The sequence below is a fragment of the Salinarchaeum laminariae genome, from assembly GCF_023204835.1.
Lineage (GTDB): Archaea > Halobacteriota > Halobacteria > Halobacteriales > Salinarchaeaceae > Salinarchaeum > Salinarchaeum laminariae.
The window spans coordinates 2217768-2238008 of the sequence record NZ_CP096270.1 but is presented as its reverse complement, the minus strand read 5'-3'; the positions used below and the strand labels follow the sequence as shown (position 1 = coordinate 2238008).

Sequence of the window (20241 nt, the reverse complement as noted above, 5' to 3'; positions counted from 1 at the left end):
GTATCGGGAGAGTACCAAATTGTAATGCACACACGCCGTTCACTGCTCGCAGCAGGCGCGAGCGCCGGACTCGTCGCATCAGCCGGCTGTCTTGATTTCATCCTCGGAGACGACGACCTCTCCTTTTCGGCGACCAAGCCGAGCGTCTCCAACGCGGCGCTCACCGAGACTGGTTATCAGAAACAGCGCCAGCGCGAGGAAACCCTCGAGCGAAAGTTCGAGGCGGGTGGGAGTAGCCGCACCGTCGAAGTCAGCAACTGGTACGTCGAGTACGACCGGACGATCGACCTCTCCTTACTCGGCGGCGAACAGCGCGCGACGACGTTCACTGCGATCACCACGCCGAAAGCCAAGGTGCTCGGTCAGACGTTCAACCCTATCGACGATATGAGCACGAAAGACCTCGTGGAGACGGTACAAGACCGCTACGAGGGCTTTGGAAACCTCGAAGCGCAGGACGAGCAGACGGCGACGCTGCTGGGGAAATCGACCACGGTCACTCGCTTTACCGGCACAGCAGAACACGCCACCGGCGCCGAAATCGACATCGAGCTGCAGGTGACAGAGGCCGTGGGCTCGAACGGCGATTACGCCCTCACCTACGGAGCGTATCCACAGCGCATCGCCGACTCCGAGCGTGAGCACTACTTCACGCTCCTCGGCGGCGTCGAGCACGACGGATAAATCGATCTGCACGGCAGACGGGCGAGCGGGCCCAGACGGATCGACCGACTTTACGCGTCTGCTGCCTTGTCGATCTCGCCTTTCAGCAGTGCGACGTCGAACTCGTGGTCCGGCCGGAGGTTGACGAAATCCAGATAGCTGCTGGCGTCGACGACGGTCTCGACGTCGTAACACTCCATCGCGATCTCGACCGTCCGGGCGGCCCCGATCCGCGGAGCGAGCACCGCCAGCAGGCAGGCGAGATCGTACGCCCGAGCGTCGCTGAGTCCCTCTGCTTCCACGAGAGTTGCGTCGATGAAGAACGGAGCGCCGTCCACCACGAGGACGTTCTCTTCACGGAAATCGCCGTGGGCGAGACCGTTCTCATGCATCGTCGCGAGCGCGGCACAGGTCGCTTCTGCGACCGAATCGAGCTCCTCGGTCGCCAGTTCGCCGAGGGTTCGGTAGTCGGGGAGGTACTCGAGGACGACGACTCCGAGCCCGGCCTCCTCGAACACCTCGACGGGCTCGGGCGCGTCGAGGCCTATCTCCCGCATCTTCCGGGTCGCCTCGATCTCGTGTTCGCCCATCTCGAAGGGGCCGTCGAAGCGCGCGAAGAAACCCTCCGTCCCGCTGGTCAACATCCCGAGGTTACGAGCGCTGGTGAGAACGCCGTGCACGCGGGCGTTCTGTGGCGTGATCACCTTCACGAACCACTGCTCGTCGACGACGAGCGGCGTCGAGAGCCAGTTGTCGGCGTCCATGAACTCGATCCGGACGCTGTCGCCGTCGGAGCGCGCAGCGAGCTCGGCTCCGATGGCCTCCAGAGCCGACCACTCCACGGTTCCCCGGACGAGCTGGCGAACGTTCACACCGGTCGAACGGCGGGTACCGGTAAAATTGTTGCTAGGGAGGGATCTGAAGGGTATCCGAGAGCCCATTCCCAGTTGGGCTGAGACAGAGCCGTCCGAGGGCGCTGCCTTTTTGCCCACCCCCGATAACGATCGTTCATGAACTTCTCCCTGCCGGACGAGCACCGCATGATGCGCGACAGCGTGAGGGACTTCTGCGAGGCCGAGATCGAGCCGATCGCACAGGAGATCGAAGACGAACACCGGTTTCCGCAGGAGATTTTCGACGAACTGGGACGGCTCGACGTCATGGGCGTCCCGATCGCCGAGGAGTACGGCGGTCTCGGCGGTGATCAGTTCATGTACGCCCTCGTCTGTGAAGAGCTGGGGCGGGTCTCTGGCTCGGTCGGGCTCTCCTACGCAGCACACGTCTCGCTGGGATCGAAACCCATCGAACTCTTCGGCACCGAGGCCCAGAAGGAGGAGTGGCTCGAACCCCTCGCATCCGGCGAGGGCATGGGCGCATGGGCACTGACCGAGCCCGGCAGCGGCTCGGACGCCTCGGACATGAACACGACGGCGACGAAAGACGGCGACGAGTACGTACTCGACGGCACGAAGCAGTTCATCACGAACGCGAGCGTCGCGAACTCGGTGCTCGTCAAGGCGGTCACCGATCCCGACTCCGGCTACGACGGCATCTCGACGTTCATCGTCTCGCCCGACGACGACGGCTTCTCGATCTCGACGGTCTGGGACAAGATGGGGCTCAACGCCTCGCCGACCTGCGAGGTACAGCTCGACGGCGTCCGGATCCCCGAGGACCGGCTGCTCGGCGAGGAGGGAGAGGGCTGGAACCAGACGATGAAAACCCTCCAGGGCGGACGGATCTCGATCGCGTCGCTATCGGTCGGCCTCGCCCAGGGTGCATTCGAAGCCGCGAAGGAGTACGCCGTCGAGCGCGAGCAGTTCGGCCAGCCGATTTCGAAGTTCGACGCCGTCCGCGATATGATCGTCGCGATGCATCGCAAGACCCACCGCGCACGACTCCTGACCCACGAAGCCGCGTGGCGCTACGATCAGGGCGAGCGCGTCGTCGACGAGTCCGCGCTCGCGAAGCTCGACGCTTCGGAGGCAGCCCGCGAGGTCGCCGAAGACGCCGTCCAGGTGCTCGGCGGGTACGGGTACACCGAGGACTTCGCCCCACAGCGATTCTACCGCGACGCGAAACTGATGGAGATCGGTGAGGGGACCAGCGAGATTCAGCATCTGGTGCTCGGGCGAGAGCTCGGACTCTGAGGACGCCGGCACGAAAAAGAAAAAACGACGGAGCAGGGAAACCGCGATCTCAGGGCCAGGTGCCAGCCTGGTCGTAGGAGTCCATGACGCGCTGGATCGCGACGACGTAGGCCGCCGTGCGCAGGTTCGCGAGATCCTTCTCCTCGTAGGCTGCAATCAGATCGTCGAACGCGTCGACGATGATCGTCTCGAGCTCGTCGTTGACCTTCTCCTCGGACCAGTAGAACCGCTGGCGGTTCTGGACCCACTCGAAGTAGGAGACGGTGACGCCGCCGGCGTTCGCGAGGATGTCGGGGACGACGAGGACGTCCTCGTCCGTGAGAACGTCGTCTGCGTCAGGCGTCAGGGGACCGTTGGCAGCCTCCGAGATGACGTCTGCGGAGACCTCCTCTGCCAGATCGGCGTCGATTGCGTTCTCGAGTGCGGCCGGAACGAGCAGTTCGACGTCGAGAGTCAGGAGCTCGTCGTTGCTGATCTCCCCGTCGGCGCCGGCGAAACCGGCGACGCTGCCGGTCTCGCGCTTGTGATCTTTCGCGGCGACGGGGTCGAGTCCGTCCTCGGCGTAGACGCCGCCAGAGGAGTCAGAAACAGCGACGACCGTCGCACCCAGCTCGTCGGCGAGCTTCGCCGTAATCCAGCCGGCGTTCCCATAGCCCTGGACTGCAACGGTCGCGTCGGCGATGTCGCGGCCGAGATACTCGAATGCCTCACGCGCAGCGAGGACGGTAGATCGCCCAGTCGCCTCGACGCGACCCTCGCTGCCGCCACTGTCGAGATTCTTCCCGGTGATGACGCCGGGCTCCGTAGTGTTCTCGAGGGTCTCGTAGGTGTCCTTGATCCAGTTCATCTCCCGCTGGCCGGTGTTGACGTCCGGCGCGGGAATGTCTCGGTCCTCTCCGATGATGGGGCGCAGCTCTTTCGCGAAGGAACGGGTCAGCCGCTCGAGCTCGTCCTCGCTGTACTCGCCGGGGTCGATCGAAATGCCACCCTTGCCGCCACCGTAGGGGATCCCGACGGTCGCACACTTGTAGACCATCCAGCCCGAGAGGGCCTTGACCTCGTCTCGCGTGACACCCGGGTGGTAGCGAATACCGCCCTTGTAGGGGCCACGGTCGCCGTTGAACTGAGAGCGGTAGGCCCGAACGGTCTCGAGGCCACCGTCGTCACGCTCGAACGTGAGGTTGGTCTCGAGAATTCGCTCTGGATTTTTCAGCCGTTCGACGAGTCCATCCTCGACGTCGAGATGGACAGCCGCGTCGTCGATCTGTTCTTGGAGGCTTTCGAACGGATTGACCTCGTTCGACATACGTGGAGGGTCTCGGGTTTCACTCATAAGCGTGACGAACCATATGTAGCGAATGTTCGGAAAAGAAGCCGTCAGACCCCAATATACTGGACAATTATCGCCTAAAATTGTATTAGGAATATTATTCCGCGTCGGTGGAAATCGAGACCGATAGCCCGGCTGCTCGTGCCCGGTCGACGATCCGTTCTGCCCTCGCGATCAGCGGTGCGTCGATCATCTCACCGTCGACGGCGAACGCACCCTGACCATCTGCCTCCTCGCGAGCGGCGAGCACGCGGCCCGCCCAGTCGCGCTGTTCGGCACTCGGCGTGAACGCCTCGTTGAGAATCGGGACCTGCGCGGGATGGATCGCGAGTTTTCCATCGAACCCGAGCGCGACGGCATCGGTCGCGTCCGATTTGAGACCGTCCTCGTCCTCGAACGACGTCCAGAGCGTATCGATCGCGTCCACGCCGGCTGCCGCTGCCGCGGTAACCACGCGCTGGCGTGCGTAGGAGCTCTCCCGTCGATCGTCTGCAGGCGAGGAGCCGACGTCAGCCGCGAGATCCTCCGTGCCGATCACGAGCGCGTCGGTCGCGCCAGCCTCGGCGATCGCGGGAGCTTGCTGGATTCCCGCGGCAGTCTCGACGAGCGCAAACACGGTTCGTGGAAGCCCGTGGGACCGGAGTTCGCCACCGATTCGCCTGACGTCCGAACCGGATCGAACCTTCGGCAGGACGACACCGTCGACCGCGTCGCTCACCGGCGCCAGCGCACGAACGTCCGCGACGTACGCACACTCCCGCTTCGCCACCATCTCCCGCCCCTTTTCGGTCTCCACCTTCGCCTCCTCCGCCTCATCCCCCTCCCGGGAGGCAGTCACAGAACCGCCGCCGATCGGATTGACGCGAACGAGACACTCCGCATCGGGATCGAACGAATCGTCCGCGAGCACCGAGCGAACGGTTGCACGAGCGCTGGCTTTCTGATCGGGCGCGACGCCGTCCTCGAGGTCGAAGACGATGACGTCTGCGCCGGTATCCGGCGCACCTTCGAGCATCGCTCTGCGATCCCCTGGAGTGAACAGAACGCTACGACGAGCCATGGTCGGTCTCTCGAACGGCACGACCGTAAGTCCACGCCCGGCCGTTGGTTGGGGCGCCCCACCCGAGTCGTCCGCGGTTCCACTGGAGTTACGCAGCGTCGGCGGCGTCACCGCGTGCGAACGCGAGCAGTCGATCCGCCGCCACGACGCCGTCCGCGAGCGTTCCCGCTTGCGCTCCCTCCTCGAACCTGACGAACCCGGGCGTGCTTCGGATGCCGAACGTCTCGAGCGCGGAGAGATCCTCGCCCGGATCGACCATCGCGACGACCCCATCGAGTTCGCGAGCGACGCCGCCGAGGATCGGCTCCTGGGCGTCGCAGGCCGGACAGCTTCGGGTGTAGAACTCGGCCAGGACGAGCGGCTCTGCTTCGACGAGCTCCCGAAGCTCCGGTACAGTGACGCGGCGGGGTTTCGATTCAGTGGACATACAGAGTGCTATGGCCCGCAGGTCCTTGGCCCTCGTGCTCCCGGAACCGTGGAATCGGTGGTCGAGAGCGAACTGGGCGGCGTATCAGGTGGGAGGGAACCAGAGCCACGCATCAGGAGGCACTGGTCTACCGTCATCAAAAAGTCGGTCGCGCGGGAGACGACAGCTGATCCACCACAACCGATTTCTCCCGCCCGTCCGTCGCCCAATGCATGCCCGGTCGGTACTACGAGGAGTTCGCGGTCGGCGAGACGATCCGTCACGACAAACGCCGGACGATCAGCGAATCGGACAACCAGCAGTTTTGCGATCTCACGATGAACCAGCAGCCCCTCCACCTCGACGCCGCGTTCGCCGAGGAGACGCAGTTCGGCCAGCGCATCGTCAACGGGCTCTACACTCTGTCCCTCGCCGTCGGGATATCGATCCCGGAGACCACAGACGGCACGATCGTCGCGAACCTTGGCTACGACGACGTCGAACATCCCGCACCAGTATATCACGGCGATACGCTTCGCGCGCAGTCGACGGTAACGGACCGCCGAGAGACGAGCGACGGCGAGCGCGGGGTGGTCACCATGCAGGTGGAGGCGTTCGTCGTCGACCCCGGGGAAGGCCACGAGGCAGACGATCGAGAGGCCATCGACGACAGTGACACCACCGGCGGACGAGAGACCACTGACGACGGCGAAGTACTCGTCTGCTCGTTCGAGCGCACGGTTCTCTCCGAGAAGCGACCGGACGAGACCCCCTGATACCCCTCGAACGCAAGCGATTAGGGGTAGCGCCCGGTGTATGCCACCATGGCAGAGCGGTCCGAAACCGGCCCTGGATCGGCCGTCGATGCTACGGAGTCGGCCGTGTCGACAGATCCGTCTACGGCCACCGAGGCTGGTGATGCGGACCGAGTAGTGAGTGATGTGGATGGAGTAGTGAACGAGGCGGATGGGGTAGTGGGAGAGGCGGACAGTGGCTCGATCTCCGGAGTAGTTCAGGGTCTGCGTGGGGAGGTACGCGACGACGATGGAGAGATTCGGCTTAGCAGACGCGAGGCGCTGGCCTACGGAACTGGCGCGGGCGCCGGGCTCGGCGGCTGGAAAGCGCTCCACAACGTCGTGCTCGGCTACGGGATCGTCGCGGGCACGAACGTCCTCGAACAGGATCTCGGCACGCTCGCCGACGAGCGCTTCGCGGTTCGCTCCGGCGTCACGAGTCTCGGTGCGTACGACGTCCGCGCGGATGGAGACTCCGCGGGGCTCTACGACGACGGCGAGCGGATCGACGGCGTCGCCATCGAGGATTCGACCGCTGCCGCAGCGCGGATCGACGCCGAGTACGATCTCGACGGCGCGCCATTTGCCCAGCTCCACGCGGACATGGGTGCACTGGCCAACGGCGACGTCACCTACTCGTTCACGCAGACCGATGCGTTCCTCGATCGGATAGCGGCCGCCGAGGCCAGGCCGTACACCGTCGACGCGCTCCGCGGGCCCGTTTTCGACAGCCCTGAGGCCGAGTTCGTCGCCGAGTTCGCCGACGTGCCTCCCACCGATGCCGGTGGGCTGATCGGCGGACTCAAACATGGTTTTCGCAAATACAGCTCCTACGACATTCCACGGTATCTCGCCGGCTCGATCCAGGACAACGTCATTCTCGGCGCGCACAATCTACGGCAGTACTTCGAGTCGCCGACGGATTTCGAAGCGCTGGCCAACGGCGAGAACACCGGTCTCTTCTGCACCGAACTGGTCAACCGCTCGATCGAGGCCTTCCACTCCGTGCCAGCGACCGAACAGTCGCCGCCGGTGGTGGCCGGCAGCGTCTACGACGAGCGCCACAAGCACTCCTACACCGTGCTCGCGAGCGCGGTCCGCGAGGACGGCGAGCTCGTGATTCCCGCAACGTTCGTCGACTACACGCACTCGACGCTCTACGACGATCTCCATCTCCGCTGGCTCATGGGGGAAGGCGTCGAGGCCTACAACGATCGACATCGCGTAACCGAGATTTTCTGGAACCGATACACCTCGATCTGAGACGGGGGCTGGTCGCTGGGCCTACTCTGACAGCAGAGGATAGCGAGGCGGACTCGACCCCGAACTACCCGCACCGACCGGAGAAACGCCTATAGGCGTGAACCTGTCATAGTCACGCATGGTGGTCCAAACGGAGCGCGACGACATGACGTGGTACGAGTGCGAGAAGTGTGGACTACTCTTCGACGATCGGGACGACGCGAGCCAGCACGAGGAGAACTGCGATTCTGAGGGCCCATCCTACATACAGTAGGAGCCCGAGCTGCTGGCTCTCGGTCTGCGATCTCAGTGCTCGCCCTCTCGACTACTGCGGAATACAGTTGTAGATTGGTGAGTCCGCACAGCAGTCCGCTTCCAAGCGTTCGTTGTCCATGTCACACTGCGGTCAGCGATTGCAATACTCAGTAGTCGCGGATCAGGCAGCGAAACGAAACCGCCGACAGAAATCGACGCCGCTTACGCCAGCTCTTCGATCGTCTGCACGATCTCGTCGGCGTACTCGTCGGTGCCGAGCTTCTCGGCGCCCTCGAGCTGCCGTTCGAGGTCGTAGGTGACCTTCCCGTTGGAGATCGTCTGCTCGACGGCGTCGTGGATGAGATCCGCGGCCTCCTGCCAGCCGAGGTACTCGAACATGAGGCGGCCAGAGAGGATGAGCGCGGTCGGGTTGGCCATGTTCTGGCCGGCGCGCTTGGGCGCGGAGCCGTGAACGGGCTCGGCGAGCATACGCTGCTCGCCGAAGTTGCCGCCAGGTGCGATGCCGAGGCCACCGATCTGGGCGCCGGCAGCGTCGGAGAGGTAGTCACCGTTGAGGTTCGGCATTGCGAGCACGTCGAACTCGTCGGTGCGCAGCTGCATCCACTGGAGCATCGCGTCGGCGAGGCGCTCCTCGACCATGACGGCGTCCTCGGGGATGTCGACCTCGTCCTCTTCCTCCCAGAGGGAGTCGGGTGCAGCGAAGACGTCCTCGTCGGGGTACTCCTCCTCGGCGACCTCCATGCCCCAGGTGCCGAACTGCCCCTCGGTGAACTTCATGATGTTGCCCTTGTGGACGAGCGTGACCTTGTCGCGGTCGTTCTCGAGGGCGTAGTCGATCGCCTCGCGAACGAGGCGCTTGGATCCCTTCTCGGTGATCGGCTTGATGCCGATGCCGATCGGACCGTCGTGCATGACGTCGTCGAAGCCCATCTCTTCCTCGACGAAATCGCGGACCTTCTCGACGTCCTCGGTGCCCTGCTCCCACTCGATGCCGGCGTAGACGTCCTCGGTGTTCTCCCGGAACGTGACCATGTCCATCTCCTCGGGCGCTTTCATCGGTGAGGGAACGCCGTCGAGGTAGTAGGTCGGGCGGACGTTCGCGAAGAGGTCGAGCGTCTGGCGCAGCGCGACGTTGAGCGAGCGGTAGCCGGCGCCGACGGGCGTCGTCAGCGGGCCCTTGATCGCGACGCGGTGGTCACGGATGGCGTCGACCGTCTCGTCGGGGAGGTTGACGTCGTCGCCGTATTTGTCTCGGGCGCTCTGACCAGCGTAGACGCGCATCCAGCTGATCTCGCGGCCTGTCGCGTCCGCTGCGGCCTCGAGGACCTTCTGTGCGGCGGGGCCAACGTCCTGCCCGATGCCGTCGCCGTGGATGATCGGGATGATGGGGTTGTCCGGAACGTCGAGTCCGTCGTCGCCGGCCGTAATCTTCTCTCCGTCGGCCGGGACGTCGATCTTGTCGTATGCCATGTCGCGCGATTCTTGATTCGCGCCTAAAGGGGTGCCGTTTCGCGCGGCCAGTGTCAACCGTTCGCACTCGAGTGGATTGGTGGGTACAGCGGCGGAACCGTCATGCCTGCGGAGTGCTACGCTCCCAGCGTGCGCGGCTCCGTAACACTCGGTGACGGCGTACGAATCGAGACCGGCGTCGGGACGGTCGTCGCCGACGCGAAGCGTCCCGACGGCGACCTCGTCGTCTGTTCACACGCCCACACCGATCACCTCCCAAACACGCGGAGCAGATCTAACACCGACCATGCCACAGCGACGATCTGTTCCCCACTCACCGGGGCACTGGCAGGTGTTCGGCGAAGCACGGAGCTCGAAGTCGGCGAGCATCCGGACGTCACGCTCCTCCCCGCTGGCCACGTCGCGGGCTCGCGTGCAGTCCTGATCGACGACGGTGACACGCGCTACTGCTACACCGGAGACGTCTGCACCCGGGACCGCTGCCATCTGGATGGGTTCGAACCGCCAGACGCCGACGTGCTCGTGATGGAAGCGACCTACGGCAAACCTGGCTACGTCTTCCCCGACCACGACGAGATCGAGCGAGCGATCTTCGAGTGGCTCGAAGCGACGATGCATCGCCCGGTCATTCTCGTGGGCTACGCGCTCGGCAGGGCTCAGAAGCTCCAGCACATCGTCGAGCGCTCGGCACGGACACGCTGTCTGATATCCGAGGACGTCGCAGCGGTCAACGAGCCCATCGAGCGACTCGCGGACGTTACGTTCGACGTCGAGCGACTGGAGGACGTGCTCGATCCTGATGGCGATGAGACGCTCGACCCCGACGGCGAGGAGTCGCTCGAGCCGGGCGACGCCCTGGTGGTGCCGTCGAACGTCGCCAGCAGCCAGCGCATCCAGCAGGCCACAGAGGGGACGGACGCGCTCACTGCCGGTTTCTCAGGGTGGGCAGCAGGTCCCTCCTTCCGTTATCGCGGGGGCTACGACGAAACGTTCCCCCTCTCTGATCACTGTGACTTCGAGGAGCTCCTCGCACTCGTCGACGCAGTCGATCCCGACGCCGTCTACACCCAGCACGGCTTCGCCGACGAGTTCGCCCAGGAGCTGGTCAGTGCGGGCTATCGGGCCCGCTCGCTGCGCCGAAACCAGGCGACGCTTTCGGATTTCTAGCCATTCAGTTTCGGACGATACGAGACAGAGAGCTCACGCGACGCGCTAGGCTGCCTCTGTACTCACATCCCTGCATCGTGCTCGCACAATCCAACGTCCCGTGTAGTCACAACCACGAGCACCGTGCACTCACAGCTCCGAGCCACGGCGTATTTCACGATCGCACCCGACGATGGACCCATGCACGGAGACGCGCCTCAGAACGGGAGGCAACGATGGATCTGATCGTTCACGGCGGGGCGGGAAGCGCCCCCGACGAGCCAGCGAAGCGCCAGCGAGTCCTCGACGAAGCCGTGACGGCAGGGGTCGCCGAGCAGAATCCGCTCGACGCCGTGGAGGTAGCGATCCGCGTGCTCGAGCACGATCCGCGGTTCAACGCCGGGATCGGCGCGAGCGTCCAGGCCGACGGCGTCCCCAGGACGGACGCTGGACTCATGACGGAGGATCGCTTGATCGGCTCTGTCGCGTCGATGCCGGGCGTCGAGCACGCCGTCACCGCTGCTCGCGTCGTCATGGAGGAGACGCCACACGTCCAGGTCGCGGGCGTCCACGCGGTCGATCTCGCCGAGGCATTCGACGTACCAGTCGCGGTCGATCTCTGGAGCGATCGAACGCGCGAGCGGTGGGAGGAACTCGACGCACCGCCGCACCACCCCGAAGTCCAGCTCGACTGGGTAACGTCGAACTACGGCGGGGGAGACGGGCCAGCAGGTCCGCTCGATACAGTGGGTGCGGTGGCTCGCGACGGCGACGAGATCGCGGCAGCGACCTCGACTGGTGGGCGCTGGGCCGCCCTCGCCGGCCGCGTGGGCGACGTTCCGCAGGTCGGATCTGGCTTCTTCGCGACGGCGGCCGGTGGTGCGAGCGCGACCGGCTCGGGCGAGGACATCGTCCGGACGACTGTCGCGAAGGACGCCGTCGCGGCCATCGAAGACGGCCTCGAGGCAGACGCAGCAGCGGACCGTGCGATCGACGCATTCGCCGAACACGCGGAGGGTACGGCCGGCGTGATCGTCGCCGACGCGGAGGGCGGTCTCGGCAGTGCGTTCGACAGCGAGGCGATGCAGACCGCCAGTGCGCGACGGTAACGGGCACGCCGACGGCGGCACGCTGGCGCTACGGTTGCGACCGTCGATTCGAGCGTAGCTAATCGGATTCGGAGCCGTCGGACCCCTCCGCAGTGGTGGGCTCCGCATCGGAGTTGAAATCCTGCTGGTGATCACTCGAGGATTGCCAGAGCATCTCGGCAGTGAACTCGGATGAGTCACCGTCGTCGCGATCGCCAGCAGCTGCCGGATCGGCCACCCCACACCCCCCTTCGGGACCCGAGTCACGGCTAGGGCTGCTCGATGGAGGCACATCGGGGATTTCGGGCTCGGCGTCACCATCGGGCCGGTTGCGCGTCGCAGCCGCGGCCCGTGCCTGTTCACGGGTGCGCGCCATCAGAGACTGGTGAGTGTCACAGACGGCGTCATCACCGGGGCGACACTGGACGTACGTGCCGTCGGGTTGGAGCTCCCAGGCGAGTCGATTGTCGGCGAGGTTGATCCGGAGGATCTCGTCGAGCTCCGCACGGAGCGCTTCGTCCTCGATCGGCGCCACTGCCTCGACGCGGTTGTCGAGGTTTCGGACCATCCAGTCAGCGGAACCGACGTAGTACTCCGGATCGCCGGCGTTTCGGAAGTAGTAGACTCGGGAGTGTTCGAGGAATCGGCCGACGATCGAGCGAACCGAGATGGTCTCGCTGAGCCCCTCGATCCCGGGACGAAGTCGACAGATGTCCCGCACGATCAGGTCCACGTCGACGCCCGCCGAGGAGGCGCGGTACAGTTCGCGGACGAGCGCTGGGTCCTCCAGGCGGTTGAGCTTCGCGACGATTCGCGCGTCGCCGCCGTCCGCCGCGATCTCCGCCTCACGGCGGACCTTCTCGGCGACCGCATGGCGGAGGTTCTCCGGAGCGACGAGTAGCTCACGGTAGTCGTCGGGCAACGAATGACCGGTGAAGTAGTTGAACAGCTTGACGAGATCCTGACCGAGATCTTCGTCGGCCGTGAGCAGTCCGAGGTCTGTGTAGGTCTTGGCGGTCTCGGAGTGGTAGTTCCCGGTGCCGACGTGGGAGTAGAGCTGGACGCCGTCGTCCTCCTCACGCACGACGAGCGTCGTCTTCGTGTGGGCCTTGTAGTCGATCGTTCCGTAGGCGACGTGGATGCCTTCCTCTTCGAGGGTCTCGACCCATTCGAGGTTCGCAGCCTCGTCGAAGCGCGCCTTCAGTTCGACCATGACCGCGACCTGTTTCCCATTGTGTGCGGCCTCGATCAGGCTATCGATGATCTTCGAATCCGCGGCCGTCCGGTAGATCGCGGCCTTGATCGCGAGGACGTCCGGATCGTTCGCGGCCTCGTCGATGAATCGGTGGACGGTCTCGTCGAAGGAGTGGTATGGATGGTGGACGAGCACGTCGTCGTCGCGAATCGCTCCGAAGACGTCGTCGTGGCGACCGTCAGAGAGCCGTGGATGTGGTTGTGGCGTCCAGGGCTCGCGGGAGAGATCGGGCCGATCGATATCGGCAAGCTCCATCAGATCCCGACCGTCGTGAAGCCCCTCGACGTCGACGACCTCGCGCTCGTCGAGGTCGAGTTGGTCGACGAGCAGTTCACGGACCGCCTCGGGAGCGTCCGCGTCGATCTCGAGGCGTACGACCGTCGCGAACCTGCGCTCGCGAAGCACTGCCTCGATGCGCTCGATGAGGTCCTCGGCGACCTCCTCGTTCCGACGAACCTCGGCATTTCGGGTGACCCGAAAGAGCGTGTGATCGACGATCTCGACGTCGGGGAAGAGCAGGTCGAGGTTCGCGACGATCAGCTCCTCGATCGGCAGATACCGACCGTCTGCCAGTTCGACGAACCGCGGTCGGTTCCGCGGAATCTTGACCCGGGAAAAGGTCGGCTCGTCGTCTTCGTCCTCGCGTGTGAGCACGCCGAGCGAGAGACTCCGGTTCGAGATGAACGGGAACGGATGAGCGGGGTCGAACGTGAGCGGCGTCAGCGTCGGGAGGATCGAGGCTTCGAAATACTCCCGCATATCGGTCTGCTCGTCGGCGGACAGATCGCCGTGATCGAGAACGTGGATGCCCTCATCGGCGAGCCGTCCACGGAGGTCGCCGTGGAAGAGGTCCCACTGGCGTTCGAGGAGCTCGTGGCTCTCCTCGAGGACGGACTCCCACTGCTCTTTGGGCGTCATGCCGTCGGCGGTCGGCTCCGTCACGTCTGCCGCGATCTGCTGTTTGAGCCCGCCGACGCGTTTCATAACGAACTCGTCGAGGTTCGTCGTCAGAATCGAGCAGAATTTCACCCGATCGAGCAAGGGCGTGCGCTCGTCTTCGGCCTCGTGGAGCACCCGACGTTGGAAGGCGAGCTCACTCCGTTCGCGGTTGAAGTAGAGCCGTGGATCGGCGGGATCGAACTGCTCGTCGCCACCGGGGACCGCCTTGGTGTCGGTGGCGTCGATCGGCGCGTCTGACTCATCGTCCGCACCGGTCCGGGACCTCGGCTCGACTTTCGGCCGCTCCCGTTTCAGCGGCGGCGTACGTGCAGGCGCGTCGTCCCGCTCCCCCTCTCCGCTCATGCGTGCTCACTTGACGGCGACACGATCTGATCGGCCGGTCGGTTCCACTCCTCGAACCGGCCGTCGACGCTCGTCACCTCGCCGTCACCGTGTCGATAGGCAGTGAGCCGGCCGCCGTAGACGCAGCCTGTATCGAGCCCGACTGCGTGCTCGGTCACGTAGGGAGCTTCGAGAACGGTGTGTCCGAAGTAGACCCGGTGCGGACCGTCGTACTGCTCGAACCAGAACGGGCCGTCGTACCCCGCTCCTGCAGGGACCGAGCGAATCTCCGTGAGCGTACCCGCGTCCTGCTCGTCGAGTGGAGTCCGGGGATCGATCCCACCGTGAGCGACGATCGCGTCGTCGAACGTAATCACGTCCGGGAGGTCGCGGAGATACGATCGGTCGGACGCCGAAATCGGTGGCTGAGTGGTCGCGCCGTCGAGGACCTTCGCCTCGTTGTTGCCCAGAACCGAGTACGCGTTCGGCCGATCGCGAACCCACTCGAGGACGGCTGCGCTGTCTGGGCCTTTCCGGACGAGATCGCCGACGAACACGAGCAGGTCCGTCGGGGCGGGATCGAGGCGTCCGATCAGGGCCTCGAGCCGGTCGATGCAGCCGTGAACGTCGCCGACGACGTAACAGTCCTCGTAGTCGTCGGCGTCGAGACGAAGGTGATCGACGGTCGAGCCGAACGTGGGTGGCGAACCTTGCATGGGCGCTGTAGGAGAAGACGCCGCGAAGCCGCTGAAAGGGTTTATAATAGGGGTGCTGTTGGCTATTGATCGGTACGTAACAGTATGGTACAGTATAATGCGATACACCGACGGTCGCTTCCGGCAGTTCGACGGTCGTAGTGGTCGCGAAACGTGACGGGACAATCGACGGAGCAGCAGTTGCTATCGTCGATCGTCGTACCGGACAGTTATTATCGTCGTACGTCACTCTGAGGAGCGATGGCTCTGACCAGACGAGGACGTGTCGACGACCGGTGCCCGTGGTGCGGGAGCACCCCGTTGAACGTTCACGGAATCGTCGACTGTCCAGCGTGCTCCTGGACGAAATCCGACGGCATTTCTGACCGATCGCGGATCGTAGAGTCGGATCAGCGGCCGAAACCTTGAATCGGCGACCACCCCACCGTTTCGATAGTGACGGCACTTTCGCCGATCTCCGGAGCGGTTCTCGGACTACTCGTCGTCGGCGTCGGCGCTGCGGTAGTTCTGGGGGTCGTGGCGTGGCGTCGGCGGGACACGCCAGGCTCGAAAAGTTTTCTCCTGTTTCTGGGGACCGCTGCACTCTACTCTGGCTCGACGTTCGCAGCGATGATTACTCCGGGTCCGGATGTCGCTACTGCACTTTACCACGTCGCGACGGTCGGTGGCGTCGCGATCGGCGTCGCCTGGGTTCTCTTTGTGATCGAGTACGCGGGCTACTGGGACAGTCTCGAGTGGTGGAGCCACCTCGCGATCTGGGGACTGCCGGCCGCGTACGGGGTCGTCGTTCTCACCAACCCGTGGCACGGGCTCGTGATGTCGACGGAGGTCACGACCTACGAGTCCCTGACCCTCGTGTCACCGTCCTTCGCTCTGCTCGGGATTCTCTCGATGATATACCTGCTGGGGCTGACGCTCTTTAGCTATGGCCTGCTTGGCTACCTGTTTTTGCGTACTCGGAACGTTCACCGGAAGCAGACCGGCGCGATCTTGCTCGGCTCACTCGTTCCGATGGTTGCGTACGGTATCTTCCTCGGGGGACTCGGTCCACATCCTGCACTCGATCTCACGCCCGTGGCGTTCGCGCTGGAGGCGATCATCGTGGGATGGGCGCTCTTTCGATATGACTTTCTCGCGGTCTCACCGATTGCGACGGAGCTCTACCTCCAGCGGATGGCAGATCCACTGCTCGTACTCGACGAACGCGATCGACTCGTCGACTTCAACGAGTCGGCTGCGGCGGTGCTCGGTCTGGAGAGTTCCGAGACGCGGCCCCACGTCCGCTCGATCAATCCCACGTTAGGGCGTGCACTCGGCGACGACGGCGGAACGGTCGATCTCTCGACGCCAGACGGCCCAGCGACGTTCGATCTCACCGAGACGACTATTCACGACCGGCACGACCGCATTCGCGGGACGATGGTCGTGCTCCGGGACGTGACGGAGCTCGAGGAGCACCGCGCCGAGCTACAGCGAAAGAACGCGCAGCTCGAACAGTTCACGAGCGTCGTCTCGCACGATCTGCGAAACCCGCTGAACGTCGCGAAGGGATTCGCCGAACTCGCGAGAGACGAGGACGATCCCACCGCACTGGAGCGATCCATCGACGCGATGGGCGATATGGAGACACTGATCGAGGACCTGTTGACGCTCGCTCGCGAAGGACAGACCGTCGGTGAGCTCGAACTCGTCTCCTTCCGTGAGATCGTCGAGGCCGCGTGGGAAGAGTCGCCGACAGGCGATGCGTCCCTGGAGTTTGCCGACGACGAGGACTTCGAGTGTTTCGCCGACCCCGATCGGTTCCAGGAGCTGCTCGGGAACCTGTTCCGCAACTCCGTCGAACACGGCATGCCCGACGACCCAGATGGAACACAGACAGCGTCGAGCGACGATTGGAGTGCTGGTTTGGAACCATCAGCCGATTCGAGTACCGCGGTCGCACAGAGCGACGCGGAGGCGCCGAGGCTCACCGTGACCGTCGGCAAGCTCGAGGATAGCTCCGGATTCTACGTGGAGGACGACGGGGTCGGAATCCCGGACTTCCACGCCGATTCGGTGTTCGAATCCGGCTTCTCGACGTCGGGTAGCGGCACTGGCCTCGGACTCGCGATCGTCACCTCGATCGCCAACGGCCACGGTTGGGGCGTCACGCTCCGCGAGAGCGACGCGGGTGGCGCCCGGATTGAATGCAACGGGCTCCGGATCGCGGGGCAGGACTGAGAACACGGTCAGGGACCGTGTAGTCGCAACGCCTTTGCAGCCTACCGTCGAAACGGACCCAATGGCCGACAGCGACCTGGACCTCGACGCCGAGCAGTACGAGAAACATCGCGAGGCGGGCGAGATACTCGCGCAGGCCCGCGCGGAGACCGTCGAACGCCTCGAAGTCGGCGCAACGCACACGGAGATCGCGGAGTTCGCCGAGGATCGCATCCGCGATCTCGGTGGCGAACCCGCGTTCCCGCTCAACATCTCGATCGATCACGAAGCGGCCCACGCGACCGCCACCGTCGACGACGACCGAGTGATCGGGGAGGAGCTCGTCAACATCGACATCGGCGTTCACGTCGACGGGTGGCTGGCCGACTCCGCAGTCACCGTCGATCTCACTGGAGAGTGGGACGACCTCGTCGCGGCGAGTGCGGAGGCCCTCGACGCCGCGATCGACGAGATCGAGGCCGGCGTCCAGACGGGCGAGATTGGCGGCGCCATCGAGGCCGCCATCGACGATCGCGGTTACAATCCCGTCGTCAATCTGACGGGGCACGGCCTCGGCCGCTGGGAGCAACACGCCTCGCCGAACATCCCCAACCGAGAGGTGTCCCAGGGCGCCACGCTCGAGGCCGGAGACGTCGTCGCTATCGAACCGTTCGCGACCGACGGCCGCGGCAAGGTGACTGAGGGTACCCACGAGGAGATTTTCGCGCTCGAACACGAGGGGTCGATCCGAAACAGGGACGCCCGAAAGGCGCTGGCCCAGATCACCGAAGAGTTCCAGACGCTTCCGTTCGCGACGCGCTGGCTCGCGGTCAACCGGCCGGAGATGGCCCTTCGGCGCCTGAAGCAACACGATCTGGTCCACGGCTACCCGGTCCTGCAAGAAGAGGAGGGAACGATGGTGAGTCAGAAGGAACACACCGTGATCGTGACCGAGGACGGCTGTGAAGTCACGACGCAGACGGAGTAGCCGAGCCTGGTAGGACAGTTTCTGGCGGATAGCGTAGCGCGCTATGCAATCGGTTGGCGCGTTCGTCAGTCAGTCAGCCAGTCTGCGTGTGTCGTATAACTGGTATCGGCAGGACTGTCGCTGTAAACAGCAGCGGTGTTCGGCCGCTTTCTCCAGGGGCGAGATCCGGGCTTCACGAGCAGCGGACCACGGGTATCGAACCAGGAGCGGGGAATTACGGGTAGGTAACCCCGAGCGGTGGACCACGCACAGCTACGAAACCGAACGGCAACGCGCTCGAAACTGCACTGCGAAAAAAAAAGCCGATTACAGTCGACCGGTTTCCTGCACTTCGACGGACTCGACGTCGTCGACACTCGCGAAGGCCTCCTCGACGGGTTCGGTGCCACCGGCGCCGTCGGCAACGATCACGGTGGGGAGCAGGGCGACGAGTCCGAACGCGACGTCGTCGCGACCGAACCCGTTGATCTCCGCGCCCTCGGGCAGGGCGTCGGCAAGTCGCTCTTCGAGGTCGTCGAGGTCGACCTCGGGGCTCTGGGGCATGACCTTGATCTGCGCGGCGACTTTCCCCATCGTTATGGCCCCGTGAACCCGCAGGACGGGCATTTGTAGAGGTTGCTCTGCTTACGGCACTTCGAGCACCGGTGGATCCCGGTGCCACACTCTGGGCAATCAAAGGACGCGGCGTTCGTGCCAGCGACGTTGATCCCACACGAGACGCACTTCTGCGCTCGCTTCTGTCGGGATTCGCTCATGGATTCCGATTCCACAGCCCTGGGGTTAAGGGTTGTCTTTCCGCCCGCAGGCGGGATGGCGAGTACTGTCATCTATTCACACAGGGACTGTGGATTCACGTTGCGAGCAGCATCGGCCCGATCAGGACCCCCATGCAGTGAACGCGAAAGGCACCGAAACGGACGGGGATCATCCCGACACACGTGGCGGCGACGAACAGTCCGATGCCCAGCGCGCCGGCAAAGAGGAAGGAAATCCCGACGAGCAGCGCCAGGACGGCGCCAGCGACGATCCGGTGATCGATGCTGCCGACGACCGAAAGATACCGATCGCCGACGGTAAGCGTGACCGCTGCGGAGAGTCCGCCGGCCAGCAACACGCTGGCGATCAGTATGGGTATGTTGAGCGGTGCGCCGAGCCGATCCACTCCGACGAGCACGCCAGTCCTGGGGCTGCCGATGGCCCAGAGCGCGAACAGTGCGAAAATCGAATTGGCCGTATCGACGCCACTCGTCGCGATCAGGTAGCCACGGTCGGAGATATCGCCGGGCATCGCGACCAGCACAGCCACCGCAGCGATCGCGGCAGAGATCCCGGGCAGGTAGCCGACGACCGCGCCGGCAATCGTTCCGGCGAGAGCCGTCGCACCGACCGCACTCGGTCGCGTGCAGATCGCGGCGTCTCCCTGCGGTGGCACCCCGCCGCCCCGCATCGCCTCCAGCAGAATTGGCGCACCGAACAGTCCCGCGAACAGCGGTGCGAGCACGCCACCTGCGGCGAGTGGCGCCGCAGGGTCGGCGTCGAGAAATCCCCAACCCAACGCAGCCGCGCCGAAGAACGTGAGCGCGCCAGCGGCGCGGGAGCGCCGCGTGTGTTCCATCGCGAGCATTCCGACGACCACGACCGCAAGAATCACTCTGAGATTCGCGACGATCAGCGGGTAGCCGCGAAGCATGAGTCCGGTGATCGGGATCGCCAACGGGACGGCAACGACGACCGCCAGGGCGCTCCCGAGCACGGAGAGTCGTATCGCCTCGCGACCACGGCCGTTCCGGACGAGCCGGTGGCCAGGGAGTGCCGAGACTGCCATCTCAGCGTCGGGGACGCCGATCGCCAGCGCCGGGATGGCGTTGAGAAACGTGTGCGCGACGCCGGCAGCGAGCATTGCCGCGGCGATCGCAAGCGGTGGTCCGGGCAGCCCTGCCGCGACGCTCGCGAGCACGAGCGCGACGTTGTTTGCGTGGAGGCCCGGAACGAGCCCGGTGGCCGTGCCCAGCGCCGTGCCGGCAGAAATCGCAGCGAGCAGGAAACAGGTTAGCTGGAGATCGACGACTGGCGTCACACCGGGCAGACCCATCGCGAGAAGGTCGCCGCGGGATCGTACTTGAGGCTGAGGAGCAGCGCGACCGACGACCTCGGCGGTGGGTTCGGTCTGTGCAGGC

At 64.8% G+C, this 20241-nt stretch carries 19 protein-coding genes; 9 read left to right on the top strand and 10 right to left on the bottom strand.

The features are described from left to right. Positions 1 to 24 precede the first annotated feature (24 nt). On the top strand, positions 25 to 684 hold the full coding sequence (locus MXF70_RS10475) for a DUF6517 family protein (protein ID WP_248515584.1): 660 nt from the start codon (positions 25 to 27) through the stop codon (positions 682 to 684). A 50-nt stretch (positions 685 to 734) separates the two neighbouring features. Here the strand turns inward: MXF70_RS10475 and MXF70_RS10470 are convergent, their stop codons facing one another. Then, positions 735 to 1535 (bottom strand): RIO1 family regulatory kinase/ATPase domain-containing protein, encoded by an 801-nt coding sequence (locus tag MXF70_RS10470; protein ID WP_248515583.1) that lies wholly within the window; start codon positions 1533 to 1535, stop codon positions 735 to 737. A gap of 138 nt (positions 1536 to 1673) precedes the next feature. Here MXF70_RS10470 and MXF70_RS10465 point away from each other — a divergent pair, with 138 nt between their 5' ends. After that, positions 1674 to 2813: an acyl-CoA dehydrogenase family protein gene (locus tag MXF70_RS10465; RefSeq protein ID WP_248515582.1), complete on the top strand. Its 1140-nt coding sequence runs from the start codon at positions 1674 to 1676 to the stop codon at positions 2811 to 2813. 49 nt (positions 2814 to 2862) lie between these two features. Here the strand turns inward: MXF70_RS10465 and MXF70_RS10460 are convergent, their stop codons facing one another. The 3 genes from MXF70_RS10460 to MXF70_RS10450 all read right to left on the bottom strand — a co-directional run bounded on the left by MXF70_RS10460 (position 2863) and on the right by MXF70_RS10450 (position 5630). After that, positions 2863 to 4119, bottom strand: a complete 1257-nt coding sequence (locus MXF70_RS10460; protein WP_248515581.1) for a Glu/Leu/Phe/Val family dehydrogenase — start codon at positions 4117 to 4119, stop codon at positions 2863 to 2865. A gap of 121 nt (positions 4120 to 4240) precedes the next feature. After that, complete coding sequence (locus MXF70_RS10455) at positions 4241 to 5203, bottom strand: HpcH/HpaI aldolase/citrate lyase family protein (protein ID WP_248515580.1); 963 nt, start codon at positions 5201 to 5203, stop codon at positions 4241 to 4243. 88 nt (positions 5204 to 5291) lie between these two features. Beyond that, positions 5292 to 5630, bottom strand: coding sequence for a thioredoxin family protein (locus MXF70_RS10450; RefSeq protein ID WP_248515579.1), 339 nt, complete (start codon positions 5628 to 5630; stop codon positions 5292 to 5294). Positions 5631 to 5842: 212 nt separating this feature from the next. Between MXF70_RS10450 and MXF70_RS10445 the strand changes: the two genes are divergently transcribed. From MXF70_RS10445 to MXF70_RS15260, 3 genes are all read left to right on the top strand, one after another. After that, positions 5843 to 6385, top strand: coding sequence for a MaoC family dehydratase (locus MXF70_RS10445; RefSeq protein WP_248515578.1), 543 nt, complete (start codon positions 5843 to 5845; stop codon positions 6383 to 6385). 198 nt (positions 6386 to 6583) lie between these two features. Then, positions 6584 to 7666 carry a hypothetical protein gene (locus MXF70_RS10440; protein ID WP_248515577.1) on the top strand — a complete coding sequence of 361 codons (1083 nt, stop codon included), beginning with the start codon at positions 6584 to 6586 and terminating at the stop codon, positions 7664 to 7666. Positions 7667 to 7784: 118 nt separating this feature from the next. After that, the gene (locus MXF70_RS15260; protein WP_259370349.1) at positions 7785 to 7919 is read left to right on the top strand and encodes a DUF7128 family protein; all 135 of its coding nucleotides are present in this window, start codon (positions 7785 to 7787) and stop codon (positions 7917 to 7919) included. A gap of 203 nt (positions 7920 to 8122) precedes the next feature. On the opposite strand, the gene icd is transcribed toward MXF70_RS15260, so the two are convergent. Further along, positions 8123 to 9391, bottom strand: a complete 1269-nt coding sequence (icd, locus tag MXF70_RS10435) for an isocitrate dehydrogenase (NADP(+)) (RefSeq protein ID WP_248515576.1) — start codon at positions 9389 to 9391, stop codon at positions 8123 to 8125. A 129-nt stretch (positions 9392 to 9520) separates the two neighbouring features. On the opposite strand from icd, the gene MXF70_RS10430 reads away from it, so the two are divergent. After that, positions 9521 to 10558: an mRNA 3'-end processing factor gene (locus MXF70_RS10430; protein WP_248515575.1), complete on the top strand. Its 1038-nt coding sequence runs from the start codon at positions 9521 to 9523 to the stop codon at positions 10556 to 10558. A 215-nt stretch (positions 10559 to 10773) separates the two neighbouring features. Further along, a complete protein-coding gene (locus MXF70_RS10425; protein WP_248515574.1) occupies positions 10774 to 11646 on the top strand; it encodes an isoaspartyl peptidase/L-asparaginase in 873 nt (290 codons plus the stop codon). A 58-nt stretch (positions 11647 to 11704) separates the two neighbouring features. Here the strand turns inward: MXF70_RS10425 and ppk1 are convergent, their stop codons facing one another. Together ppk1 and MXF70_RS10415 are read right to left on the bottom strand one after the other, a co-directional pair. Then, positions 11705 to 14182 (bottom strand): polyphosphate kinase 1, encoded by a 2478-nt coding sequence (gene ppk1, locus MXF70_RS10420; protein WP_248515573.1) that lies wholly within the window; start codon positions 14180 to 14182, stop codon positions 11705 to 11707. Continuing rightward, positions 14179 to 14877, bottom strand: a complete 699-nt coding sequence (locus MXF70_RS10415) for a metallophosphoesterase (RefSeq protein ID WP_248515572.1) — start codon at positions 14875 to 14877, stop codon at positions 14179 to 14181. The genes ppk1 and MXF70_RS10415 overlap by 4 nt, the downstream gene beginning before the upstream one ends. Before the next feature lie 435 nt (positions 14878 to 15312). On the opposite strand from MXF70_RS10415, the gene MXF70_RS10410 reads away from it, so the two are divergent. Then, on the top strand, positions 15313 to 17097 hold the full coding sequence (locus tag MXF70_RS10410) for a sensor histidine kinase (protein ID WP_248515571.1): 1785 nt from the start codon (positions 15313 to 15315) through the stop codon (positions 17095 to 17097). A 61-nt stretch (positions 17098 to 17158) separates the two neighbouring features. After that, a complete protein-coding gene (map, locus tag MXF70_RS10405; protein ID WP_248515570.1) occupies positions 17159 to 18064 on the top strand; it encodes a type II methionyl aminopeptidase in 906 nt (301 codons plus the stop codon). Positions 18065 to 18370: 306 nt separating this feature from the next. Here the strand turns inward: map and MXF70_RS10400 are convergent, their stop codons facing one another. From MXF70_RS10400 to MXF70_RS10390, 3 genes are all read right to left on the bottom strand, one after another. Further along, complete coding sequence (locus tag MXF70_RS10400; RefSeq protein ID WP_248515569.1) at positions 18371 to 18637, bottom strand: elongation factor 1-beta; 267 nt, start codon at positions 18635 to 18637, stop codon at positions 18371 to 18373. A 2-nt stretch (positions 18638 to 18639) separates the two neighbouring features. Beyond that, positions 18640 to 18819, bottom strand: a complete 180-nt coding sequence (locus MXF70_RS10395) for an HVO_2753 family zinc finger protein (RefSeq protein WP_248515568.1) — start codon at positions 18817 to 18819, stop codon at positions 18640 to 18642. A gap of 95 nt (positions 18820 to 18914) precedes the next feature. Beyond that, the gene (locus MXF70_RS10390; RefSeq protein ID WP_375140818.1) at positions 18915 to 20156 is read right to left on the bottom strand and encodes a tripartite tricarboxylate transporter permease; all 1242 of its coding nucleotides are present in this window, start codon (positions 20154 to 20156) and stop codon (positions 18915 to 18917) included. Between the last annotated feature and the right edge of the window lie 85 nt (positions 20157 to 20241).

Bases quoted from the DNA above. Each gene is read 5' to 3' on its own strand.
- MXF70_RS10475 (WP_248515584.1), top strand. From the start codon at position 25: ATGCACACACGCCGTTCACTGCTCGCAGCAGGCGCGAGCGCCGGACTC.
- MXF70_RS10465 (WP_248515582.1), top strand. From the start codon at position 1,674: ATGAACTTCTCCCTGCCGGACGAGCACCGCATGATGCGCGACAGCGTG.
- MXF70_RS10460 (WP_248515581.1), bottom strand. From the start codon at position 4,119: ATGTCGAACGAGGTCAATCCGTTCGAAAGCCTCCAAGAACAGATCGAC.
- MXF70_RS10455 (WP_248515580.1), bottom strand. From the start codon at position 5,203: ATGGCTCGTCGTAGCGTTCTGTTCACTCCAGGGGATCGCAGAGCGATG.
- MXF70_RS10450 (WP_248515579.1), bottom strand. From the start codon at position 5,630: ATGTCCACTGAATCGAAACCCCGCCGCGTCACTGTACCGGAGCTTCGG.
- MXF70_RS10445 (WP_248515578.1), top strand. From the start codon at position 5,843: ATGCCCGGTCGGTACTACGAGGAGTTCGCGGTCGGCGAGACGATCCGT.
- MXF70_RS15260 (WP_259370349.1), top strand. From the start codon at position 7,785: ATGGTGGTCCAAACGGAGCGCGACGACATGACGTGGTACGAGTGCGAG.
- icd (WP_248515576.1), bottom strand. From the start codon at position 9,391: ATGGCATACGACAAGATCGACGTCCCGGCCGACGGAGAGAAGATTACG.
- MXF70_RS10425 (WP_248515574.1), top strand. From the start codon at position 10,774: ATGGATCTGATCGTTCACGGCGGGGCGGGAAGCGCCCCCGACGAGCCA.
- ppk1 (WP_248515573.1), bottom strand. From the start codon at position 14,182: ATGAGCGGAGAGGGGGAGCGGGACGACGCGCCTGCACGTACGCCGCCG.
- MXF70_RS10415 (WP_248515572.1), bottom strand. From the start codon at position 14,877: ATGCAAGGTTCGCCACCCACGTTCGGCTCGACCGTCGATCACCTTCGT.
- map (WP_248515570.1), top strand. From the start codon at position 17,159: ATGGCCGACAGCGACCTGGACCTCGACGCCGAGCAGTACGAGAAACAT.
- MXF70_RS10400 (WP_248515569.1), bottom strand. From the start codon at position 18,637: ATGGGGAAAGTCGCCGCGCAGATCAAGGTCATGCCCCAGAGCCCCGAG.
- MXF70_RS10395 (WP_248515568.1), bottom strand. From the start codon at position 18,819: ATGAGCGAATCCCGACAGAAGCGAGCGCAGAAGTGCGTCTCGTGTGGG.
- MXF70_RS10390 (WP_375140818.1), bottom strand. From the start codon at position 20,156: ATGGGTCTGCCCGGTGTGACGCCAGTCGTCGATCTCCAGCTAACCTGT.